Origin of the sequence: Parvibaculum sp., from assembly GCF_030694575.1 — a bacterium.
In the GTDB taxonomy this organism is placed as follows: Bacteria; Pseudomonadota; Alphaproteobacteria; order Parvibaculales; family Parvibaculaceae; genus Parvibaculum.
The window spans coordinates 1-16056 of sequence record NZ_JAUYUS010000021.1 but is presented as its reverse complement, the minus strand read 5'-3'; the positions used below and the strand labels follow the sequence as shown (position 1 = coordinate 16056).

The 16056-nt window shown below is 63.8% G+C and carries 16 protein-coding genes and 1 tRNA gene; 10 read left to right on the top strand and 7 right to left on the bottom strand.

Annotated elements, in window-relative coordinates; all coding sequences use genetic code 11:
• The 8 genes from Q8S60_RS03585 to Q8S60_RS03550 form a co-directional block, all read left to right on the top strand.
• Window positions 1–364 (top strand): DUF423 domain-containing protein (locus Q8S60_RS03585; protein WP_371134299.1); only part of this gene is annotated, 364 nt, incomplete at its 5' end.
• A 115-nt stretch (window positions 365–479) separates the two neighbouring features.
• A complete protein-coding gene (locus Q8S60_RS03580; protein WP_305276558.1) occupies window positions 480–1982 on the top strand; it encodes an NAD(P)/FAD-dependent oxidoreductase in 1503 nt (500 codons plus the stop codon).
• A 37-nt stretch (window positions 1983–2019) separates the two neighbouring features.
• Window positions 2020–2991 carry an alpha/beta fold hydrolase gene (locus Q8S60_RS03575; protein WP_305276557.1) on the top strand — a complete coding sequence of 324 codons (972 nt, stop codon included), beginning with the start codon at window positions 2020–2022 and terminating at the stop codon, window positions 2989–2991.
• Window positions 2992–3078: 87 nt separating this feature from the next.
• Window positions 3079–3471: a hypothetical protein gene (locus Q8S60_RS03570; RefSeq protein ID WP_305276556.1), complete on the top strand. Its 393-nt coding sequence runs from the start codon at window positions 3079–3081 to the stop codon at window positions 3469–3471.
• 71 nt (window positions 3472–3542) lie between these two features.
• A complete protein-coding gene (locus Q8S60_RS03565; RefSeq protein WP_305276555.1) occupies window positions 3543–3965 on the top strand; it encodes a nuclear transport factor 2 family protein in 423 nt (140 codons plus the stop codon).
• 158 nt (window positions 3966–4123) lie between these two features.
• Window positions 4124–5482 (top strand): glycosyltransferase family 4 protein, encoded by a 1359-nt coding sequence (locus Q8S60_RS03560; RefSeq protein ID WP_305276554.1) that lies wholly within the window; start codon window positions 4124–4126, stop codon window positions 5480–5482.
• Window positions 5448–6164 carry a class I SAM-dependent methyltransferase gene (locus Q8S60_RS03555; protein ID WP_305276553.1) on the top strand — a complete coding sequence of 239 codons (717 nt, stop codon included), beginning with the start codon at window positions 5448–5450 and terminating at the stop codon, window positions 6162–6164. Before Q8S60_RS03560 ends, Q8S60_RS03555 begins: the two co-directional genes overlap by 35 nt.
• Window positions 6165–6166: 2 nt before the next feature.
• Window positions 6167–7252 carry a prenyltransferase gene (locus Q8S60_RS03550; protein WP_305276552.1) on the top strand — a complete coding sequence of 362 codons (1086 nt, stop codon included), beginning with the start codon at window positions 6167–6169 and terminating at the stop codon, window positions 7250–7252.
• On the opposite strand, the gene Q8S60_RS03545 is transcribed toward Q8S60_RS03550, so the two are convergent.
• Entirely contained in the window at window positions 7232–7846 is a 615-nt protein-coding gene (locus Q8S60_RS03545; protein ID WP_305276551.1) for a class I SAM-dependent methyltransferase, read from the bottom strand. The two genes, Q8S60_RS03550 and Q8S60_RS03545, sit on opposite strands and share 21 nt — an antisense overlap.
• Window positions 7847–7986: 140 nt before the next feature.
• Between Q8S60_RS03545 and Q8S60_RS03540 the strand changes: the two genes are divergently transcribed.
• Window positions 7987–8577, top strand: coding sequence for a hypothetical protein (locus Q8S60_RS03540; protein ID WP_305276550.1), 591 nt, complete (start codon window positions 7987–7989; stop codon window positions 8575–8577).
• Here Q8S60_RS03540 and Q8S60_RS03535 read toward each other — a convergent pair.
• Genes Q8S60_RS03535 through Q8S60_RS03525 form a run of 3 tightly spaced genes read right to left on the bottom strand, consistent with a single transcriptional unit; the run spans window position 8574 to window position 11127 of the window.
• Complete coding sequence (locus tag Q8S60_RS03535) at window positions 8574–9560, bottom strand: threonine/serine dehydratase (RefSeq protein WP_305276549.1); 987 nt, start codon at window positions 9558–9560, stop codon at window positions 8574–8576. The genes Q8S60_RS03540 and Q8S60_RS03535 overlap by 4 nt on opposite strands.
• Window positions 9557–10171: a histidine phosphatase family protein gene (locus Q8S60_RS03530; RefSeq protein ID WP_305276548.1), complete on the bottom strand. Its 615-nt coding sequence runs from the start codon at window positions 10169–10171 to the stop codon at window positions 9557–9559. Before Q8S60_RS03530 ends, Q8S60_RS03535 begins: the two co-directional genes overlap by 4 nt.
• Window positions 10162–11127, bottom strand: a complete 966-nt coding sequence (locus Q8S60_RS03525; protein ID WP_305276547.1) for a magnesium transporter CorA family protein — start codon at window positions 11125–11127, stop codon at window positions 10162–10164. Before Q8S60_RS03525 ends, Q8S60_RS03530 begins: the two co-directional genes overlap by 10 nt.
• 326 nt (window positions 11128–11453) lie before the next feature.
• On the opposite strand from Q8S60_RS03525, the gene Q8S60_RS03520 reads away from it, so the two are divergent.
• Window positions 11454–12806 (top strand): DEAD/DEAH box helicase, encoded by a 1353-nt coding sequence (locus tag Q8S60_RS03520; RefSeq protein WP_305276546.1) that lies wholly within the window; start codon window positions 11454–11456, stop codon window positions 12804–12806.
• Between the two features lie 117 nt (window positions 12807–12923).
• Here Q8S60_RS03520 and Q8S60_RS03515 read toward each other — a convergent pair.
• The 3 genes from Q8S60_RS03515 to mrdA all read right to left on the bottom strand — a co-directional run.
• Window positions 12924–12999 (bottom strand) — tRNA-Lys (locus tag Q8S60_RS03515).
• 144 nt (window positions 13000–13143) lie between these two features.
• A complete protein-coding gene (rodA, locus tag Q8S60_RS03510; protein WP_305276545.1) occupies window positions 13144–14292 on the bottom strand; it encodes a rod shape-determining protein RodA in 1149 nt (382 codons plus the stop codon).
• Window positions 14292–16056: penicillin-binding protein 2 (gene mrdA / locus Q8S60_RS03505; protein ID WP_305668372.1), on the bottom strand; the 1765-nt coding region annotated here is incomplete at its 5' end. The genes mrdA and rodA, both read right to left, overlap by 1 nt.

The window sequence follows — 16056 nt, the reverse complement described above, 5'->3', positions numbered from 1 at the left end:
CATCGGCGCATTGAGCGGCCTGTTCTCGGTCGCGCTCGGCGCTTTCGCGGCGCATGGATTGCAGAGCCGCGTCGGCCCCGCCGAACTCGCGGTCTTCGAGACGGGCGCGCGCTACCAGATGTACCACGCGCTTGCCTTGCTCGCGGTCGCGTGGGTCGCGGCACAGGGCGGCGGCACCTTCGCGGCGATCGCCGGCTGGGCATTCGTGGCCGGCACAATTCTGTTTTCCGGCTCGCTCTATTATCTCGGCCTCACCGGCAGCCGTTCGCTGGTGCTGGTGACGCCCGTGGGCGGAGTCGCCTTTCTCGCAGGATGGCTCTCGCTCGCCCTTGCCGCATGGTCGCTGAAGACGCCCGGCGCCTGATAGACAAACCCGCACAAAACGGCCTCTGGACAGAACCGAAAACGCTTCCTATTTTAACTAGACCGTGGTCTAGTTTTGTAACGGTCGATGCGGGCCGGGGTGAGGAGGCGTTGAGATGCACGAACGGATACTGGTGATAGGCGGCGGTATTGCCGGTCTGTCGACCGCGCTGGCGCTTGCCCGCGCAGGACGCGAACTGACCGTGCTGGAACGCGACCCGCCACCGCCCGACACCTCCGCCGACGAGGCTTTCGAAGGCTGGGAGCGCAAGGGCGTCGGTCACCTTCGCCACAGCCACGCCTTCCTCGCGCGGCTCCATATGCTGATCCGCGACAACTATCCGGACCTGATGGCGGACCTCCTGGGCGCCGGCTGCCGCGAAATCGCGTTTGCCGACAACCTGCCGATGGCGCTGCGCGATAAATACACGCCCGTACCCGGCGACGAGGACATGACGATCCTGACGAGCCGCCGCACGACGCTCGAACTCATCATGCGGCGCTATGCGGCCCGCCAGCAGAACATCCGCTTCGTTACCGGCGCGCTGGTGCGCGACGTGCTGACGGAGACGGATGAAAGCGGCAAGCTGCGCGTGACCGGCGTCAGCGTCGAACAGGACGGCGAGACCAAGGACTGGCCGGCCGACATCGTGGTCGACGCGGCCGGCAAGAACAGCCAGATCATCGAATGGCTGAACAAACGCGGCGCGGACATCACGGACGAGACCGAGCGCGCGGGCATTCTCTATTTCACGCGGCATTACCGCCTGCGCGACGGCGTGAGCGAACCGGCCCGCACCAGAGTGCCGGGCGCAGGCGATCTCGGCTTCATCAAATACGGCCTCTTCCCCGCTGACAATGGCTGCTTCTCGATCACGCTCGCCGTGCCCGAAATCGAAATGGAACTGCGCAAGGCGGTCGTGCGGCCGGAAAATTTCGACGCCGTCTGCGCGCAACTTCCCGGCATCGCCTCATGGACCGCGCCGGAAACATCCGAGCCGGTAAGCCGCGTATTCGGCATGGGCGAACTGGTGAGCCGCTGGCGGCACATGACGAACGAAGGCGAGCCGCGCGTGCTGGACTTCTTTCCCATCGGCGACAGCGTGATCCGCACCAACCCGCTCTACGGGCGCGGCTGCTCCTTCGCCGCCATCGCGGCGGAAGCACTGCGCGACACGCTGGAAAAGACGAACGATCCGCGCACCCGCGCCCGCCTCTATCACGCAAGGCTCGCGACCGAACTGCGCCAGCACTACGACGACATGGTGAAGCAGGATGTGGCGGCAACGCGGCGCGCGCGCCACGCGCTCGATCCGGACTACAAGCCCGGCCTGAAGGCGCGGCTATTCAAGAGCTTCGCGGAAGACGCGATCATGCCGGCGATACGCGGCGACGTGGAATTGCTGCGCGCCTTCATGCGCGCCTTCCACATGGTCGATCCGCCGAACACATGGATACGCGATCCGCGCAACGTCTCGAAAGTGCTGCTGACATGGGCGCGCGGCAAGAAACGTAATGCCGATCTCTATCCGCCGAAGCTCGGGCCCGACCGTCCCGAAATGCTGTCGTCGCTCGGTCTTTCGCCGACGGCGGACTTCGAGCGGCTGAAATCGGCCTGAAGAATTTCGGAACACAAAAACACAGAGGGGGACGGCCGTGAAATTTCCCGAGCCGCGATATATCGACACGAACGGCATCAAGATGGCCATCTACGAGGACGGCCCGAAAGACGGCGTGCCCGTGCTGCTGAGCCACGGCTGGCCGGAACTCGCCTATTCGTGGCGCCACCAGATACCGGCGCTCGCCAAGGCCGGCTTCCGCGTCATCGCGCCGGACCAGCGCGGCTACGGCAATACCGGCGGGCCGAAGGGCGAGGAAAACGTGCCGCTCTACGACATGGAACATCTGACGGGCGATCTCGTCGGCCTGCTGGATGCGCTTGAAATCGACAAAGCGGTTTATTGCGGCCACGACTGGGGCGGCATGGTGGTCTGGCAGTCGGCCTTGATGCATCCGGACCGCGTAGCCGGCGTGATCGGCGTCAACACACCCTTCCTGCCGCGCAGCCCCGTCGACCCGATCATGGCGATGCGGATGATGTTCGGCGAGGACATGTACATCGTCTATTTCCAGAAGTTCGGTGTAGCGGAAAAGAAACTCGGCGCGGATACGAAGCGCACCCTGAACTTCCTCTATCGCCGCTCCGGCATCACGATGCAGGAATGGGAGAAGCTGCCCGCCTCCGACAAGAACCTCGCCTTCATCAAGGCGCTCGACACGCCGGAAGAAGAATGGCGCGGCAAGCCGCTGCTCAACGGCGAGGAACTCGCCTACTACACCGCCGCCTTCGAGAAGAGCGGCTGGGAAGGCGGCATCAACTGGTATCGCAACTTCACGCGCAACTGGGAGCGCAGCGCCGATCTGGTGCAGAAGGTGACGGCACCGGCGCTGATGATCTCGGCCGCCGACGACGTGGTGCTTTCGCCCGCCATGACGGCGGGCATGGAACAATATGTGCCCGATCTCGAAAAGCACATCATCGCGGATTGCGGTCACTGGACCCAGGCGGAGAAGCCGGAAGAACTGAACCGGCTGATGATCGACTGGCTGAAGCGCCGCTTCGGCTGATCTCCATAATGTGACTTGTGCGGGCATATCCCCGGCGGCAAACTGACCGAAAATGCAAAATCGGTCATTTTGTCGCCGGAGGGGGATATGAGCGCTATCGAGGGTCTCGCGGAGCAGATTGCGCAGGCGCCCGACGCGTTGCGCGGCTGGATCTACTGGCTGGCCTTCATCAATTCGGCCGCCCTCCTGTTCATCTTCACGCGGATGGAGGCTCGATGGATATTCGCGGCATGGCTTGCCGGTCTCCCGCTCCTCGCCCTCGTTTTCGATCTGTCCGGCTTCACCGCCCTTCTGGCGCTCGTCCACCTGTCGATCTGGGCGCCGCTTCTCTGCTGGCTCGTCTGGCGCAATCCCGTGGATGGCATGAGGGAGCCGTGGAGCTTCTATCTGGTGCTGGTATTCACCACGAATCTCGTCGCGCTCGGTCTCGATGCCGCGGGCCTCTATCGCTACGCGACGGAGGGCCCGGGCTTCGCGTAACATCCGGGACAGACATGCAAATGCCGGCCGCCGCTGGTAAGCTGGCTCACACAACACACCATGGCCCGGAAATGAGCACTGGCCGTTCCATAGCCCGCGACCGCGCCGCCCTGCTGTTCGCCAACGCGACCTTCTATCGGGCCTTCGCGGACAAGGACGTCTCGCTGATGAACGCGCTGTGGGCGGAGCGCGAACCCGTGACCTGCCTCCATCCCGGCTGGCCGCCCGTGGAGGGCCGGGACGCCGTGCTGCAGAGCTGGCACGCCATTCTGACCGGGCCCGCGAGCCCCGACATCGAATGCCTGCATGCCCGCGCGGGCATTCATCAGGACACCGGGATCGTCATCTGCTATGAGCGGATCGCGCAGGACTACCTGCTCGCCACCAACATCTTCATACGGAGCGGCGACGGCTGGTTGATCGTTCACCACCAGTCCGGCGCAGCCCCCGAACCGGGCGAAACGCCGCCTCAGCCGAGGCGACGGCTTAACTAAAGCGGCTCGCTTACATTCTTGTTAGCGGGTTGTTGCTCACAAACGAACCCGATATGATCCGCGGCGATTTGAATGCGCCGCAGCATGGGCTTAGATAGGCGGCGGATCGTGAGCGCTTCCGGCGCCGCGGGTACCACGAAAAGACAAGGGACAAATGTATGTCGCAGGCGCTTGAGCGCGACACCGAGGACGCCGCGCTGGCCGCGCCTGCCGTCAAGACCCTCCCGGAAAGCCCGCGCCTCGCGGCGGCTTCCGGCGACGCGCCGTTGCGCATCCTGCTACCGAGCTACCGCTCCAATCCGACCACCGGCGGACAGGGCGTCTATATGCGCCACATCGCCAAGGCGCTGGTCGAACTCGGCCACCATGTGGACGTGATCTCCGGCCCGCCCTACCCCGAACTCGATCCGCGCGTGAAGCTCATCAAACTGCCCTCGCTCGATCTCTACGCGAACCCGCATCCGATCCGCTCGCTCCGGCCCTGGATGTTTGCCTACCCGATCGACCTGTTCGAATGGTTCAGCCACGCGACCGGCGGCTTCTCCGAGCCTTATACGTTCTGCGAGCGCATGGCGCGCTATGTACGCGGCACCGTGGATGAGTACGACGTCTGTCACGACAACCAGACGCTGGGCTGGGGCCTGCTGAAGCTCCGCGACATGGGCCTGCCAATCGTCGGCACGATCCACCATCCGATCACGATGGACCGCCGCATCGACATAGAGCATGCGAAAACGCTGTCGCTGAAACTGCTGAAGCGGCGCTGGTATTCCTTCCTCAACATGCAGATCAAGGTGGCCCGCCAGCTCGACCCGCTGATCGTGGTGTCGGAAAGTACACGCCGTGACGTGGTGCGCGAATTCGGCGTCGACGTTTCGAAGACACGCCTCGTGCTGCACGGTATCGACCACGTCCAGTTCCGCCCGATGCCGCATGTGAAGCGGCGCGACGATCTTCTGGTCGCCTGCGCCAGCGCCGACGTGCCGCTGAAGGGACTGATCTATCTCATCCGCGCCTATGCGGAATTGCTGAAGACGCGGCCGAACCTCAAGCTGAAGGTGATCGGCCGTCTGCGCGAAGGCAATACGACGGACGAGCTGCGCACCTACGGCATCATGGACAAGGTGGAGTTCGTGAGCGGCGTCACCGACGAGGATATCGCCACGATCTACAATGAGGCGACCATCGCGATATCGCCTTCGGTTTACGAAGGCTTCGGCTTTCCGTGCGGTGAGGCCATGTCCTGCGGCACGCCGGTGATTGCGACCAATGGCGGCTCGCTGCCGGAAGTCGTGGGCGATGCCGGCATCGTGGTGCAGCACTCCAATCCGCCGGCGCTCGCCGCCGCGATTGCCGCCATGCTCGACAATCCGGAGATGCGCGAGGCTTACGGCCGGGCCGGCCGCGAGCGCATTCTCGCGAAATTCAAATGGGAACGCGCCGCGCGCGAATGCGCCGACATTTACAGGCAGACAATCAGAGATGCAGACAATCGACTTGAACGTGCTCGGGCTTGAGGACGGCCAGCGCGCGCTCGACCTCGGTTGCGGCGCAGGCCGGCATGTCCATGCCATGTATTACTACGCGAAGTGCCATGTGGTCGGGCTCGACCTCGGCTTCGAGGACGTGCGCCGCACGCGCGACGGCTTCGGCACCTGTCCCGACATGGACCCCGAGACGAAGCGCTCCTTCTCGCTGACTGTCGGCAATGCGCTGTCCCTGCCCTTCCCGGATGCGAGCTTCGACAAGATCGTCTGCTCCGAAGTGCTTGAGCACATCCCGGACTACAAGCAGGCCGTGGCGGAGATCGACCGCATCCTGAAGCCGGGCGGCACGCTGGCGATCAGCGTACCCCGCTTCTTCCCCGAATGGGTGTGCTGGAAGCTTTCCGACGACTATCACAACGAGCCCGGCGGCCATGTCCGCATTTTCCGGGAAAGCGAACTGAAGGGTTCCGTCGAGGCGCGCGGCCTTTCTTTCTTCCATCGCCATTTCGCGCACGGGCTCCATTCGCCATACTGGTGGCTCAAATGCGCCGTCGGCGTGAAGCGCGAGGATGTGAAGATCGTCAATCTCTACAAACGCTTCCTCGAATGGGACATCCTGCAGGGTCCCTGGCTGACGCGCGCGCTGGAAAGACTCGCGGGCCCGCTGATGGGCAAGAGCGTCGTTCTCTACTTCACCAAGGGAGCGGCGTAAGCATGACGCATCTCACCTGGGGAGACCGCGTTCCGGATAATTTCTTTGAAGGCTCGCGCGCGCGCATCGTCGAACTCCAGCGCGACAATGGCGCGATCCCCTGGTACGACGGCGGCGTGATCGACCCGTGGAACCACACGGAAGCCGCGATGGGCCTGACGGTGCTCGGCGAGATCGAACACGCGCGCCGCGCCTTCCGCTACCTCGCGGAAACGCAGTTGAAGGACGGGTCCTGGTGGGGACAGCTCGGGAGCGCCGTGCCCTTCGACGAGGAGGAGCAACGCTTCACCGGCGAGGAGAAGGACGCGGGCCACCATATTCGCGACACGAATTTCGCCGCCTATATCGCGACCGGCGTCTGGCATCATTACCTCGTGACGCGCGACCGCAAATGGCTCGCGGGCATCTGGCCGCATGTCAAGGCTGCAATCGAATTCGTCCTCTCCTATCAGAGCGAGCATGGCGAAATCCGGTGGGCGGCCGACGATCCGCATACGCCGGAAAACGATGCCCTCATCACAGGCTCGTCATCGATCTACAAGAGCCTCGAATGTGCGGCGCAAATTGCACGCGAACTCGGACATCCGTCACGCGACTGGATGACGGCACGCGCGCGGCTCGGCGAAGCGCTGCGCGACAAGCCGCACCGTTTCGACCGCACATGGGAACCGAAAGACCGTTATTCGATGGACTGGTACTACCCGGTTCTCGCGGGCGTGCTGACCGGCGAGGCGGCACGCAAGCGCCTCGCCGCGAAATGGGACATCTTCGTCGCGGAGGGCAAGGGCTGCCGCTGCGTGATGGACCAGCCCTGGGTGACGATCGCCGAGAGCTCCGAACTCACCATGGCCCTTCTCGTCGCCGGCGAGCGCAAGAAGGCGGAAGCCATGCTTTCATGGCAGCATCAGTGGCGCGCCGATTGCGGCGCCTACTGGATGGGCTATCAGTTCGCCGACGAAGTGGCCTGGCCCGCCGAGAAACCCGCATGGACGGCCGCCGCCGTCATCCTTGCGACCGATGCGATCACCGGCATGACCCCCGCCGCACATCTCTTCGCCGAACGCACGCTAGCCGAGGCGGCGGAGTAGCCTCAGGCTCTTCACCACACGCTCTTCCGCGAACAGGTTCGACGCCAGCGCCATCTTGTAGATTTCATAGGGCGGGCGGCCGCCGTCCTTCGGGTCGGGAAAGACATCGTGGATTGCGAGGATGCCGCCAGGCATGACGCGGGGCGCCCAGAGACGGTAGTCGGTGAGCGCCGGCTCCATGCCATGGCCGCCATCGATGAAGACCATCGCGAGCGGCGTCGCCCAGCCTTTCGAGACCACGGCAGAAGGCGCGACGAGCGGCACCACCGTGTCTTCGAGTTTTGCCATGCGCATCGTCCGGCGGAACAGCGGGAAGGTGTTGAGGCGGTCCGTCTCGGCGTCGTAGAGCGCCTCGTCGTGGTGTTCCCAGCCCTTCTGGTTTTCTTCCGAGCCGTAGTGATGGTCGAGCGCGTAAAGCACCGCACCGCTCCGCTGGCAGGCGGTTCCGATATAGACGGTCGACTTGCCGCAGTAGGAGCCGATCTCCAGCACCGGCCCAAAGCGGGACGCCTCCAGCGCCGCCTCGTGCAGCGCCTGTCCCTCGGCCGCGTCCATGAAGCCTTTGACCGTCTCGATATCGATAGGAAGTTTCATCCCGGAGCCCTGCCCTGTCGCGCTGCCGTTTCCCTCGCACGTCCCGGCGCCGGCGGCAAGCGCCGGTCAACCAATAGGAAACCAATCGTCCCGATAATAGCGGCTTTCCATCCGCCGGACGCCCGGCACCGGAGCCTCAAATGAGCAATGCCGCGCTGGCCATCGAAACCGAGGACGAGTATGCGGCCATCGAGCGGGCCGTGCTGGAAACGCCGCGTGGCCGCTGGTTCCTGCAGGAATTCGCGAAACGCAACCGGACGGCCGATACCGGCGAAGTGATCGGCGCCATCGAGCGCCTTTACGACCTCGCACGCGAAACCGGCGCGGACGCGCGCTTCGGCTTCCTCTATCACGAGATGCAGGAGATGCGCCGCGCAGTCGGCGCGGCCCACGAGACCGTGGCCGCCGTGAAGCCGTGCAGCCGTCACAACGACGCCTGCACGGGACCGGAAGAGCTGGCCGCCATCGCCGAAACGGCGGCGCGCGCCGCAAGCGACATCGTCATGGCGGCCGAGCGTCTGCAGGAAATCGGCGAGACATTGCGCGGCAGCGGCGCCGATGCCGATCTTTGCGACGAAATCGAAACGCATGCGACCGGCATTTTCATGGCATCGGCCTATCAGGAAATGACGGGGAAACGCATAGGCGCCATCGTCGACGCGCTCGGGCAAATGGAAAAGCGGGTCGACCGCGCCATTGCCCTGTGGGAAGAAGAAGCGGGCCGCTCCTAGGCGCCCGCGATCACGCGCGCGAACAGCGCCGGATCGGCATTGCCGCCGCTGAGGACGATGGCGACAGCGGCATCCCTCACGTCCAGCTCGCCGGTAAGGATCGCGGCGAGCGCAACCGCCCCGCCCGGCTCCACGACAAGCTTCATCTCCTCGAAGGCAAAAAGCATCGCCGCCTCGATCTCCGCATCGGTGACGGCGAGCCCGCCCGCAAGGCGCGGCGCATTGATCGCGAAGGTGATCTCGCCCGGCATCGGCGCCATCAGCGCATCGCAAATGGAAGGTTCCGCTGCCGCCCCGTTGGAAACGCGCGTGCCGCCCTTCAATGAGCGCGCATGATCGTCGAACGCCCTCGGCTCGACGCACCAGACCTTCGCATCCGGCATCGCTGCACCGATGGCAAGCGCTGTCCCCGCCGCAAGCCCGCCGCCGCCGGCCGGCACCAGCACCGCATCGAGCGCAACGCCCAGCCGCGACGCATCCTCCGCGATCTCGAGGGCCGCCGTTCCCTGCCCTGCGATGATGTCCGGATCGTCATAGGGCGGCACGATGACTGCGGCGCGCTCCGCCGCTATGCGCCGGCCGATTTCCTCCCGGATATCTTTCAGCCGGTCGTAGAGGACGACCTCCGCGCCGAGGCCGCGCGTGCGCGCGATCTTGATCGGCGGCGCGTCGAACGGCATCACGATGACGGCGGGCACGCCGAGAAGCTTCGCCGCCGCCGCGACACCCTGCGCATGATTGCCCGACGACCAGGCGACGACACCGCCGGATGCTTCGCCCGGCGCAAGCTGCGACAGACGGTTATAGGCCCCACGGAACTTGAAGGAGCCGGTGCGCTGCAACACTTCCGGCTTTACGAAGACGCGGCCGCCCACCCGTGCATTGAGCGCGGGAAACTCCAGTAGCGGTGTCCGCACGGCAACGCCGGCAATCCGTGCTGCCGCCGCACGAATATCCGCCGCTTCCGGCAGGCGCGTTTTCATCCCGCAAGTTCCAGATTGATGCAGCCGACGCTCCATTGCGCGGCCCCGTCCACGATACGGCAACCAAGCCGCGTGATCGAGAGCGGTGCAATCTCGATGCGCAATGCCGTGGCGAGGTCGATCCCGAGCGCATGCGCAATCGCCGCCCGGACGACATTGGCGTGGGCAACCGAAACGATGGTGTGACCGGCGTAATGCGCAGTCAGCCGTTCGATGCCGTCGAAAACGCGCGTCGCGACGTCGACAAAACTTTCGCCTTCCGGGGGAAGAATTTCAGCGGGGTGCGTCCAGTCGAGCGTCCTGTTCGCCGCGAAGACGTCGTTAAAGCCGCGCCCCTGCCAGAGACCGTAATTCTGGTCGTTGAAATCGCTAACGGGGATCGGGTCGGCGCTGGGTCTGAGCGCAAGCGCCGTCGCCCGCGTGCGCGTGAGCGGTGAGGAGAGCCAAACGGCAACGGCGGGCAAACGCCGGGCGATGGCGGCCGCGAGCGCGGGATCGACAGGTTCGGGCGCGACATCGAGATGGCCGTAATAGCGGCTCTCCTGCCCCTGCACCGGCGCATGACGTATCCAGATCCATTCCGTCCGTGCCGGCGCGCCGCTCATAGCCATCCACGATATTTGAAGAACATGTAAGGTAGCACCGCGGACAGCACCATGAGCCCGAGCGCCATCGGGTATCCGTAAACCCATGTCAGCTCCGGCATGAACTCGAAATTCATGCCGTAGATGCTGGCGATCAATGTCGGCGGCAGGAAAACGACGGCGGCGACGGAGAAAATCTTGATGGTGCTGCTCTGCTCGTTGTTGATAAGGCCGAGCGTGGCGTCGAGCACGAAGTTGATGTTGTTGGCAAGGAAGCTTGCATGGTCGCTGAGCGAGGTTACGTCCCTTGCGATATTCTTGAAGCCCCGCTCGGCGGATTTCGTCAGCTTCACCTCGCTCGGCCGCGCCACGAAACCGACGAGCCGCCCGAAACTGACGAGGCTTTCACGCGCCTGCGAGGTCAACGCATGGCCGCGCCCGATGCGGGAGAGAATGGCGTTGTAGTCCTTCTTCCCCCTGCGCTCATGTGCAAAAATCTCGTTCGAAAGCGTCTCGATATCGACCTGGACCTTCTCGAGAATGTCGGCCACCCGGTCTACGATGGCGTCGAGCAGGCCCGCCAGCACATCCTCGCCCGTCGAACACGGCATGCTGTGACGGAGCGCTTGCGCCGCATAGACGCGGAATGGCAACGGCTCGGCGTACCGCAGCGTCAGAAGGCGATGTCTCGAGAGCACGAAGGAAACCGGCACGCTGATCGGCTGCGGCATATCCGATTGCGTAATCATCGTCGCCGTCATGTAGAGCGCCTCGGATTCCTGATAGAGGCGGCTCGTTATCTCGATTTCCCGCATGTCCTCTTCCGTCGGGACATCGAGATCGAGCTCGCGATCGACGAAGACAAGTTCTTCGTCCGTCGGCTGCAGCATATCTATCCAGACGGTTGCCTCCGGAATGGCCTCGCCCGCAGCGAGGGAAACCGGTTTCAGCATGCCGTCGGCGGGTATGTAGGCGGTAATCATCCGAATCTTCCGCTCGTTTTCTCGGGTGGCGCGATGATGCCCACTCCCGTCTCCCGCGACAATCTGCTGCAGATGGTTTATGGCTCATTCCCGGCAGTTTTAATGCGGTTTCACCATGGTTCGCTTGACATTCCGGCCAAATAGGCCCATGTCACGCTCAATTGTTTTCGTGTGCGCGCTTTGCGCTGCCCTTCGGCACCGCCTGATCCCGAAACAATTCGACCCCTTCCCGATTCCAAGCGCGTTGGAACGCGGCAAGAACCCGCGTTAAAGCGCCGGCCGTTGTGGCCGGGCGCACGACGTTTGACTTGAAAGAACGAGTTTTTATGACGACTGTAACTTTCGCGGACCTCGGCGTTGCCGAACCGCTCTGCCGCACCCTTGCGGCCAGCAACTACGAAACCCCCACCCCTATCCAGGCCCAGGCCATTCCCGCCCTTCTCGAAGGCCGCGACCTGCTTGGCCTCGCCCAGACCGGCACCGGCAAGACGGCCGCCTTCGCACTGCCTATCCTGCAGCTGCTCGCCGCCAAGAACGAGAAGCGCCAACCCAAGGAAGCGCGCGCGCTCATACTCGCGCCGACCCGCGAACTCGCGATGCAGATCAGCCAGAGCATCGAAAGCTACGGCAAGAACTTCAAGCTGCGCCACACGGTCATCTTCGGCGGCGTGAACCAGTTCCGCCAGGTAAAGGCCATGACGGGCGGCGTGGACATTCTGGTGGCGACGCCGGGCCGCCTGCTCGACCTCATGAACCAGAAGCACGTCAATCTCGGCCGCACCTCGATCCTCGTGCTCGACGAAGCCGATCGCATGCTCGACATGGGCTTTGTGCGCGACGTTCGCAAGATCATCGCCGCCATGCCGCGCCAGCGTCAGTCGCTGCTGTTCTCGGCAACCATGCCGTCGAGCATCGAACATCTGGCCGACGAAATCCTGCAACAGCCCGTGCGCGTCGAAGTGACACCGGAAGTCGTGACAGTCGACAAGATCGACCAGCGCGTCCTCCATGTCGATGGCAAGCGCAAGCGCGAGCTGCTGGCGAAGCTGCTCGACAATTCCGAGCTGTCCCGCGTCATCGTCTTCACGCGCACCAAGCATTGCGCCAACCGCGTGAGCGAACAGCTCGACAAGTCGGGCGTGCTTTCGGAAGCCATCCACGGCAACAAGTCGCAGGGCGCCCGTCAGCGCGCGCTCGACATGTTCCGAAACGGCAAGGCTCGCGTTCTCGTGGCGACCGATATCGCCGCGCGCGGCATCGACGTCTCCGGCATCACGCATGTCATCAACTACGAACTGCCGAACGAGCCGGAAAGCTACGTGCATCGCATCGGCCGCACGGCGCGCGCGGGCAAGAGCGGCATCGCCCTCTCCTTCTGCGACGCTTCCGAGCGCGCGCATCTGCGAAGCATCGAAAAGCTGACGAAGCGCCCGTTGACGATCGTCGACACGACGGAATGGCTCGGCGAGCAGGTCGCCGTCCCTACCGGCGAGCCGGCAGCCAAGCGTTCGGGCAACCGTAACGGCGGCGGCCCCCGCAACGGCAACAACAACCGCCAGCCCGGCAAACAGCGCCGTTTCGGCGGCAAGCCCGGCGGCGGCGGCAACCGTGCCCAGAATGGCCCGAAGAACGGTCAGAAGAGCGGCCAGCAGAGCCGGCGCCAGTCGACCGCCTCCTGACCTTCTCTACCAGCCTTTGAGACAAAACGGCCCTGGTTCGCTCCAGGGCCGTTTTGCATTGGCGGTATGAGAAGTCGGGATGCCTGGCGCATCGGGACCGGGGCTGTTTGGGATTTTTGGTGGGCGCACCAGGACTCGAACCTGGGACCCGCTGATTAAGAGTCAGCTGCTCTACCAACTGAGCTATGCGCCCGCCGTGCCGCCTGAGCGGCCGGTGAGTACCACCATCCCGGCCACTCGTTTTGTGGGGGAGCGGTGCCTATAGCAAACGAATTGAGGCCTGTCCAGCGACACCGCCGCCGGGTGGAAAAGAGTCGTAAAGTCCCGCTTTTCCGGCCTACCAGAAGGCGCTCGGGCCACGCGATATTTCAAGATTCCGGTGGATATAGACACTCATCAGCAGGCCGAAGGCGAACATCAGCGACAGCATCGCCGTCCCGCCATAGGAGACGAGCGGAAGCGGCACGCCCACGACCGGCAGAAGCCCCATCACCATCGCCGTGTTGATGAAGACATAGAGGAAGAAGGTCATCGAGACGCCGATGGCGAGCAACCGTCCGAACTGGTTACGGCACTGCATCGCGACGTTGAGCGAGAACATCAGCACGATGAAATAGAGGGCAAGCAACGCAAGCCCCCCCACCAGCCCCAGTTCCTCTCCAAGCATCGTGAAAATGAAGTCGGTGTGCTTTTCGGGCAGGAAATTCAACTGGCTCTGGGTCCCTTCCATGAAGCCCTTGCCGAAAATGCCCCCCGAGCCGAGCGCGATCTTGGATTGCAGGATGTGGTAGCCGGTGCCGAGCGGATCGCTTTCCGGGTCGAGGAAGGTAAAGACGCGGTTGCGCTGATAGTCGTGGAGCCGGCTCCAGATGACCGGGATCGCGGCAAGAACGCCGGCCCCTGCGAAGATGAAATAGCGCCAGCGCAAACCGGCCGAGAAGAAGAGAATGGCGCCGCTGGCTATCAGGAGGACAGCCGTCCCCAGGTCCGGCTGCAGGACGACAAGCCCGACAGGAGCGCCGACAAGCGCGAGCGGTATGATGAGGTTTCTGATTCGCGACACCTCGTCGAGCGTCAGCCCGTGGAAATAGCGGGCAAGCGCCAGAATCAGCGTCACCTTCATGATTTCGGAGGGTTGCACCTGGATGAAGCCGAGATTGAGCCAGCGCTGCGCGCCCATGCCCGTGAAGCCGACGATCTCGACCGCTATCAACAGAACGAGCGCCAGCCCGTACAACGGATAGGCGAGCCGCATCCAGAGCCGCAAATCGATGACGGCAACGGTGACCATGATGCAGGCCCCGAGCGCAAAACGTGTTGCCTGGCGCAAGGCCCACGGCGAAAAATTTCCGTCCGCCACCGAATAGAGCATCGCGAAACCGATCGACGCGATGAGCGTGAGCAGGAGCAGAAAGCCCCAGTTGAATTCGACCAGCTTTTCGCTCAGCCGCAGTTCATGGCCAGTGAGGCGACGGAGATCCAGCATCAGCCTGCCCTCGCCGTTTTCGGTCCGCCCTCGGGCGGCATGGTGGCCTGGGGACGAACCGGATTGCGCATCAGCACCTCATGCATGATATCGCGCGCAACGGGCGCGGCCGCACCGGAGCCTGAGCCGCCATGTTCAATCACAACCGACATTGCATAGCGCGGCGCATGGACGGGCGCGAAGCAGACGAAAAGCGCGTGGTCGCGCTGACGCCACTCGATATTCTCGTTTTTCAGGACGCCCGTCAGGCGCTCCGCCCGGCTGATGCGGCGCACCTGCGCGGTACCTGTCTTGCCGGCGAGTTCCATGCCGGGGTCCGGAATGCGCGACCGGTAGGCCGTGCCGCCGATCTCGTTCGACACCGCGTTCATGCCGCCTTGCGCGATCGCGATGGCGCGCTCGCTGACACCTATCGGAGGCGGTTGCTTCACCGGCAGCAACTGGCCGTCGATAGCGCGCGTAAGGTGGGGCGTCACCGCGAAGCCGCCATTGGCGATCCGCGCCGTCATGACGGCAAGCTGCAGCGGAGTAGCCAGCAGGTATCCCTGGCCTATACCCGCGATCACCGTTTCGCCCGGGTGCCAGGGCTCGCCCCTCGCCGCGCGCTTCCATTGAGGCGTGGGCACGAGGCCCGGCTTCTCGCCCGGCACCTCGAAATCGTAGATCGCGCCAAGACCGAAGCGCCGCGACATGTCGGCGATCGCCTCTATCCCGATGCGCTTTGCGGTGTCGTAGAAATAGACGTCGCAGGAATGCTTGATCGCTTCATGCATGTTGAGGGCGCCATGACCGCCCTTCTTCCAGCAATGAAAGTCATGGCTGCCAAGCGAATAATGCCCCGGGCAGACAACCCGCTGGTTCGGATCGATGCCCGCCTCGACGGCCGCCATGGCGACGACCATCTTGAACGTCGACCCGGGCGGATACATACCCGCCAATGCCTTGTTGACGAGAGGCTTGTAGGGGTTTTCGACGAGCGAGGTCCACTGCTGCGTGCTGAGGCCCATATTGAACTGGTTGGGATCGTAGGCGGGCGCCGACACGAACGAGATGACGTCGCCGGTATGGATATCCAGCACGACGGAGCTGGCGGACTCGCCCTTCAGCCGGTTCCACGCGAACTTCTGGACATCCATATCGAGCGTGAGCACGACTTCGCTACCCGCCTTGCCGGGATCCTTTGAAAGCTCGCGGATCACGCGGCCATAGGCATTCACCTCGACATGGCTCGAACCCGCGATGCCGCGCAGTTCCTTGTCGTAGGTCTTCTCGATGCCTTCCTTGCCGATACGAAAACCCGGCAGCTTCAGAAGCGGCTGGTCCTCGCGCGCTGCCTGAAGGTCCTTTTCGGAAACGGAAGCGACATAGCCGAGGATATGCGCAAGCTCTTCCCCGTGCGGATAGTCACGGGTTTCACCGACATCCGGCTGGATACCGGCAAGATCGGGTTCGTTGATGTTCACCTGCGCGAACTGACTCCATGAGAGACCCTCGGCCACCGTCACCGGCATGAAACGCGGCGAGCGCTGGATGTCGCGGAGAATGCGCTTACGCATGAAGTCGTCGATCTCGATGATGCGCGACAGCCGGTCGAGCGTCGCTTCGACGTCCGGCGTCTGTTCCGAAATCAACATCGCACGGTAGTTCTGCCGGTTGGAGGCCAGCACCCGGCCGAAACGATCCACTATATCGCCGCGCAGCGGTGCGAGAAGGCGCATGCTGACGCGGTTTTCCTCGGCAAGCATCCGGTATTGATCCGTCTTC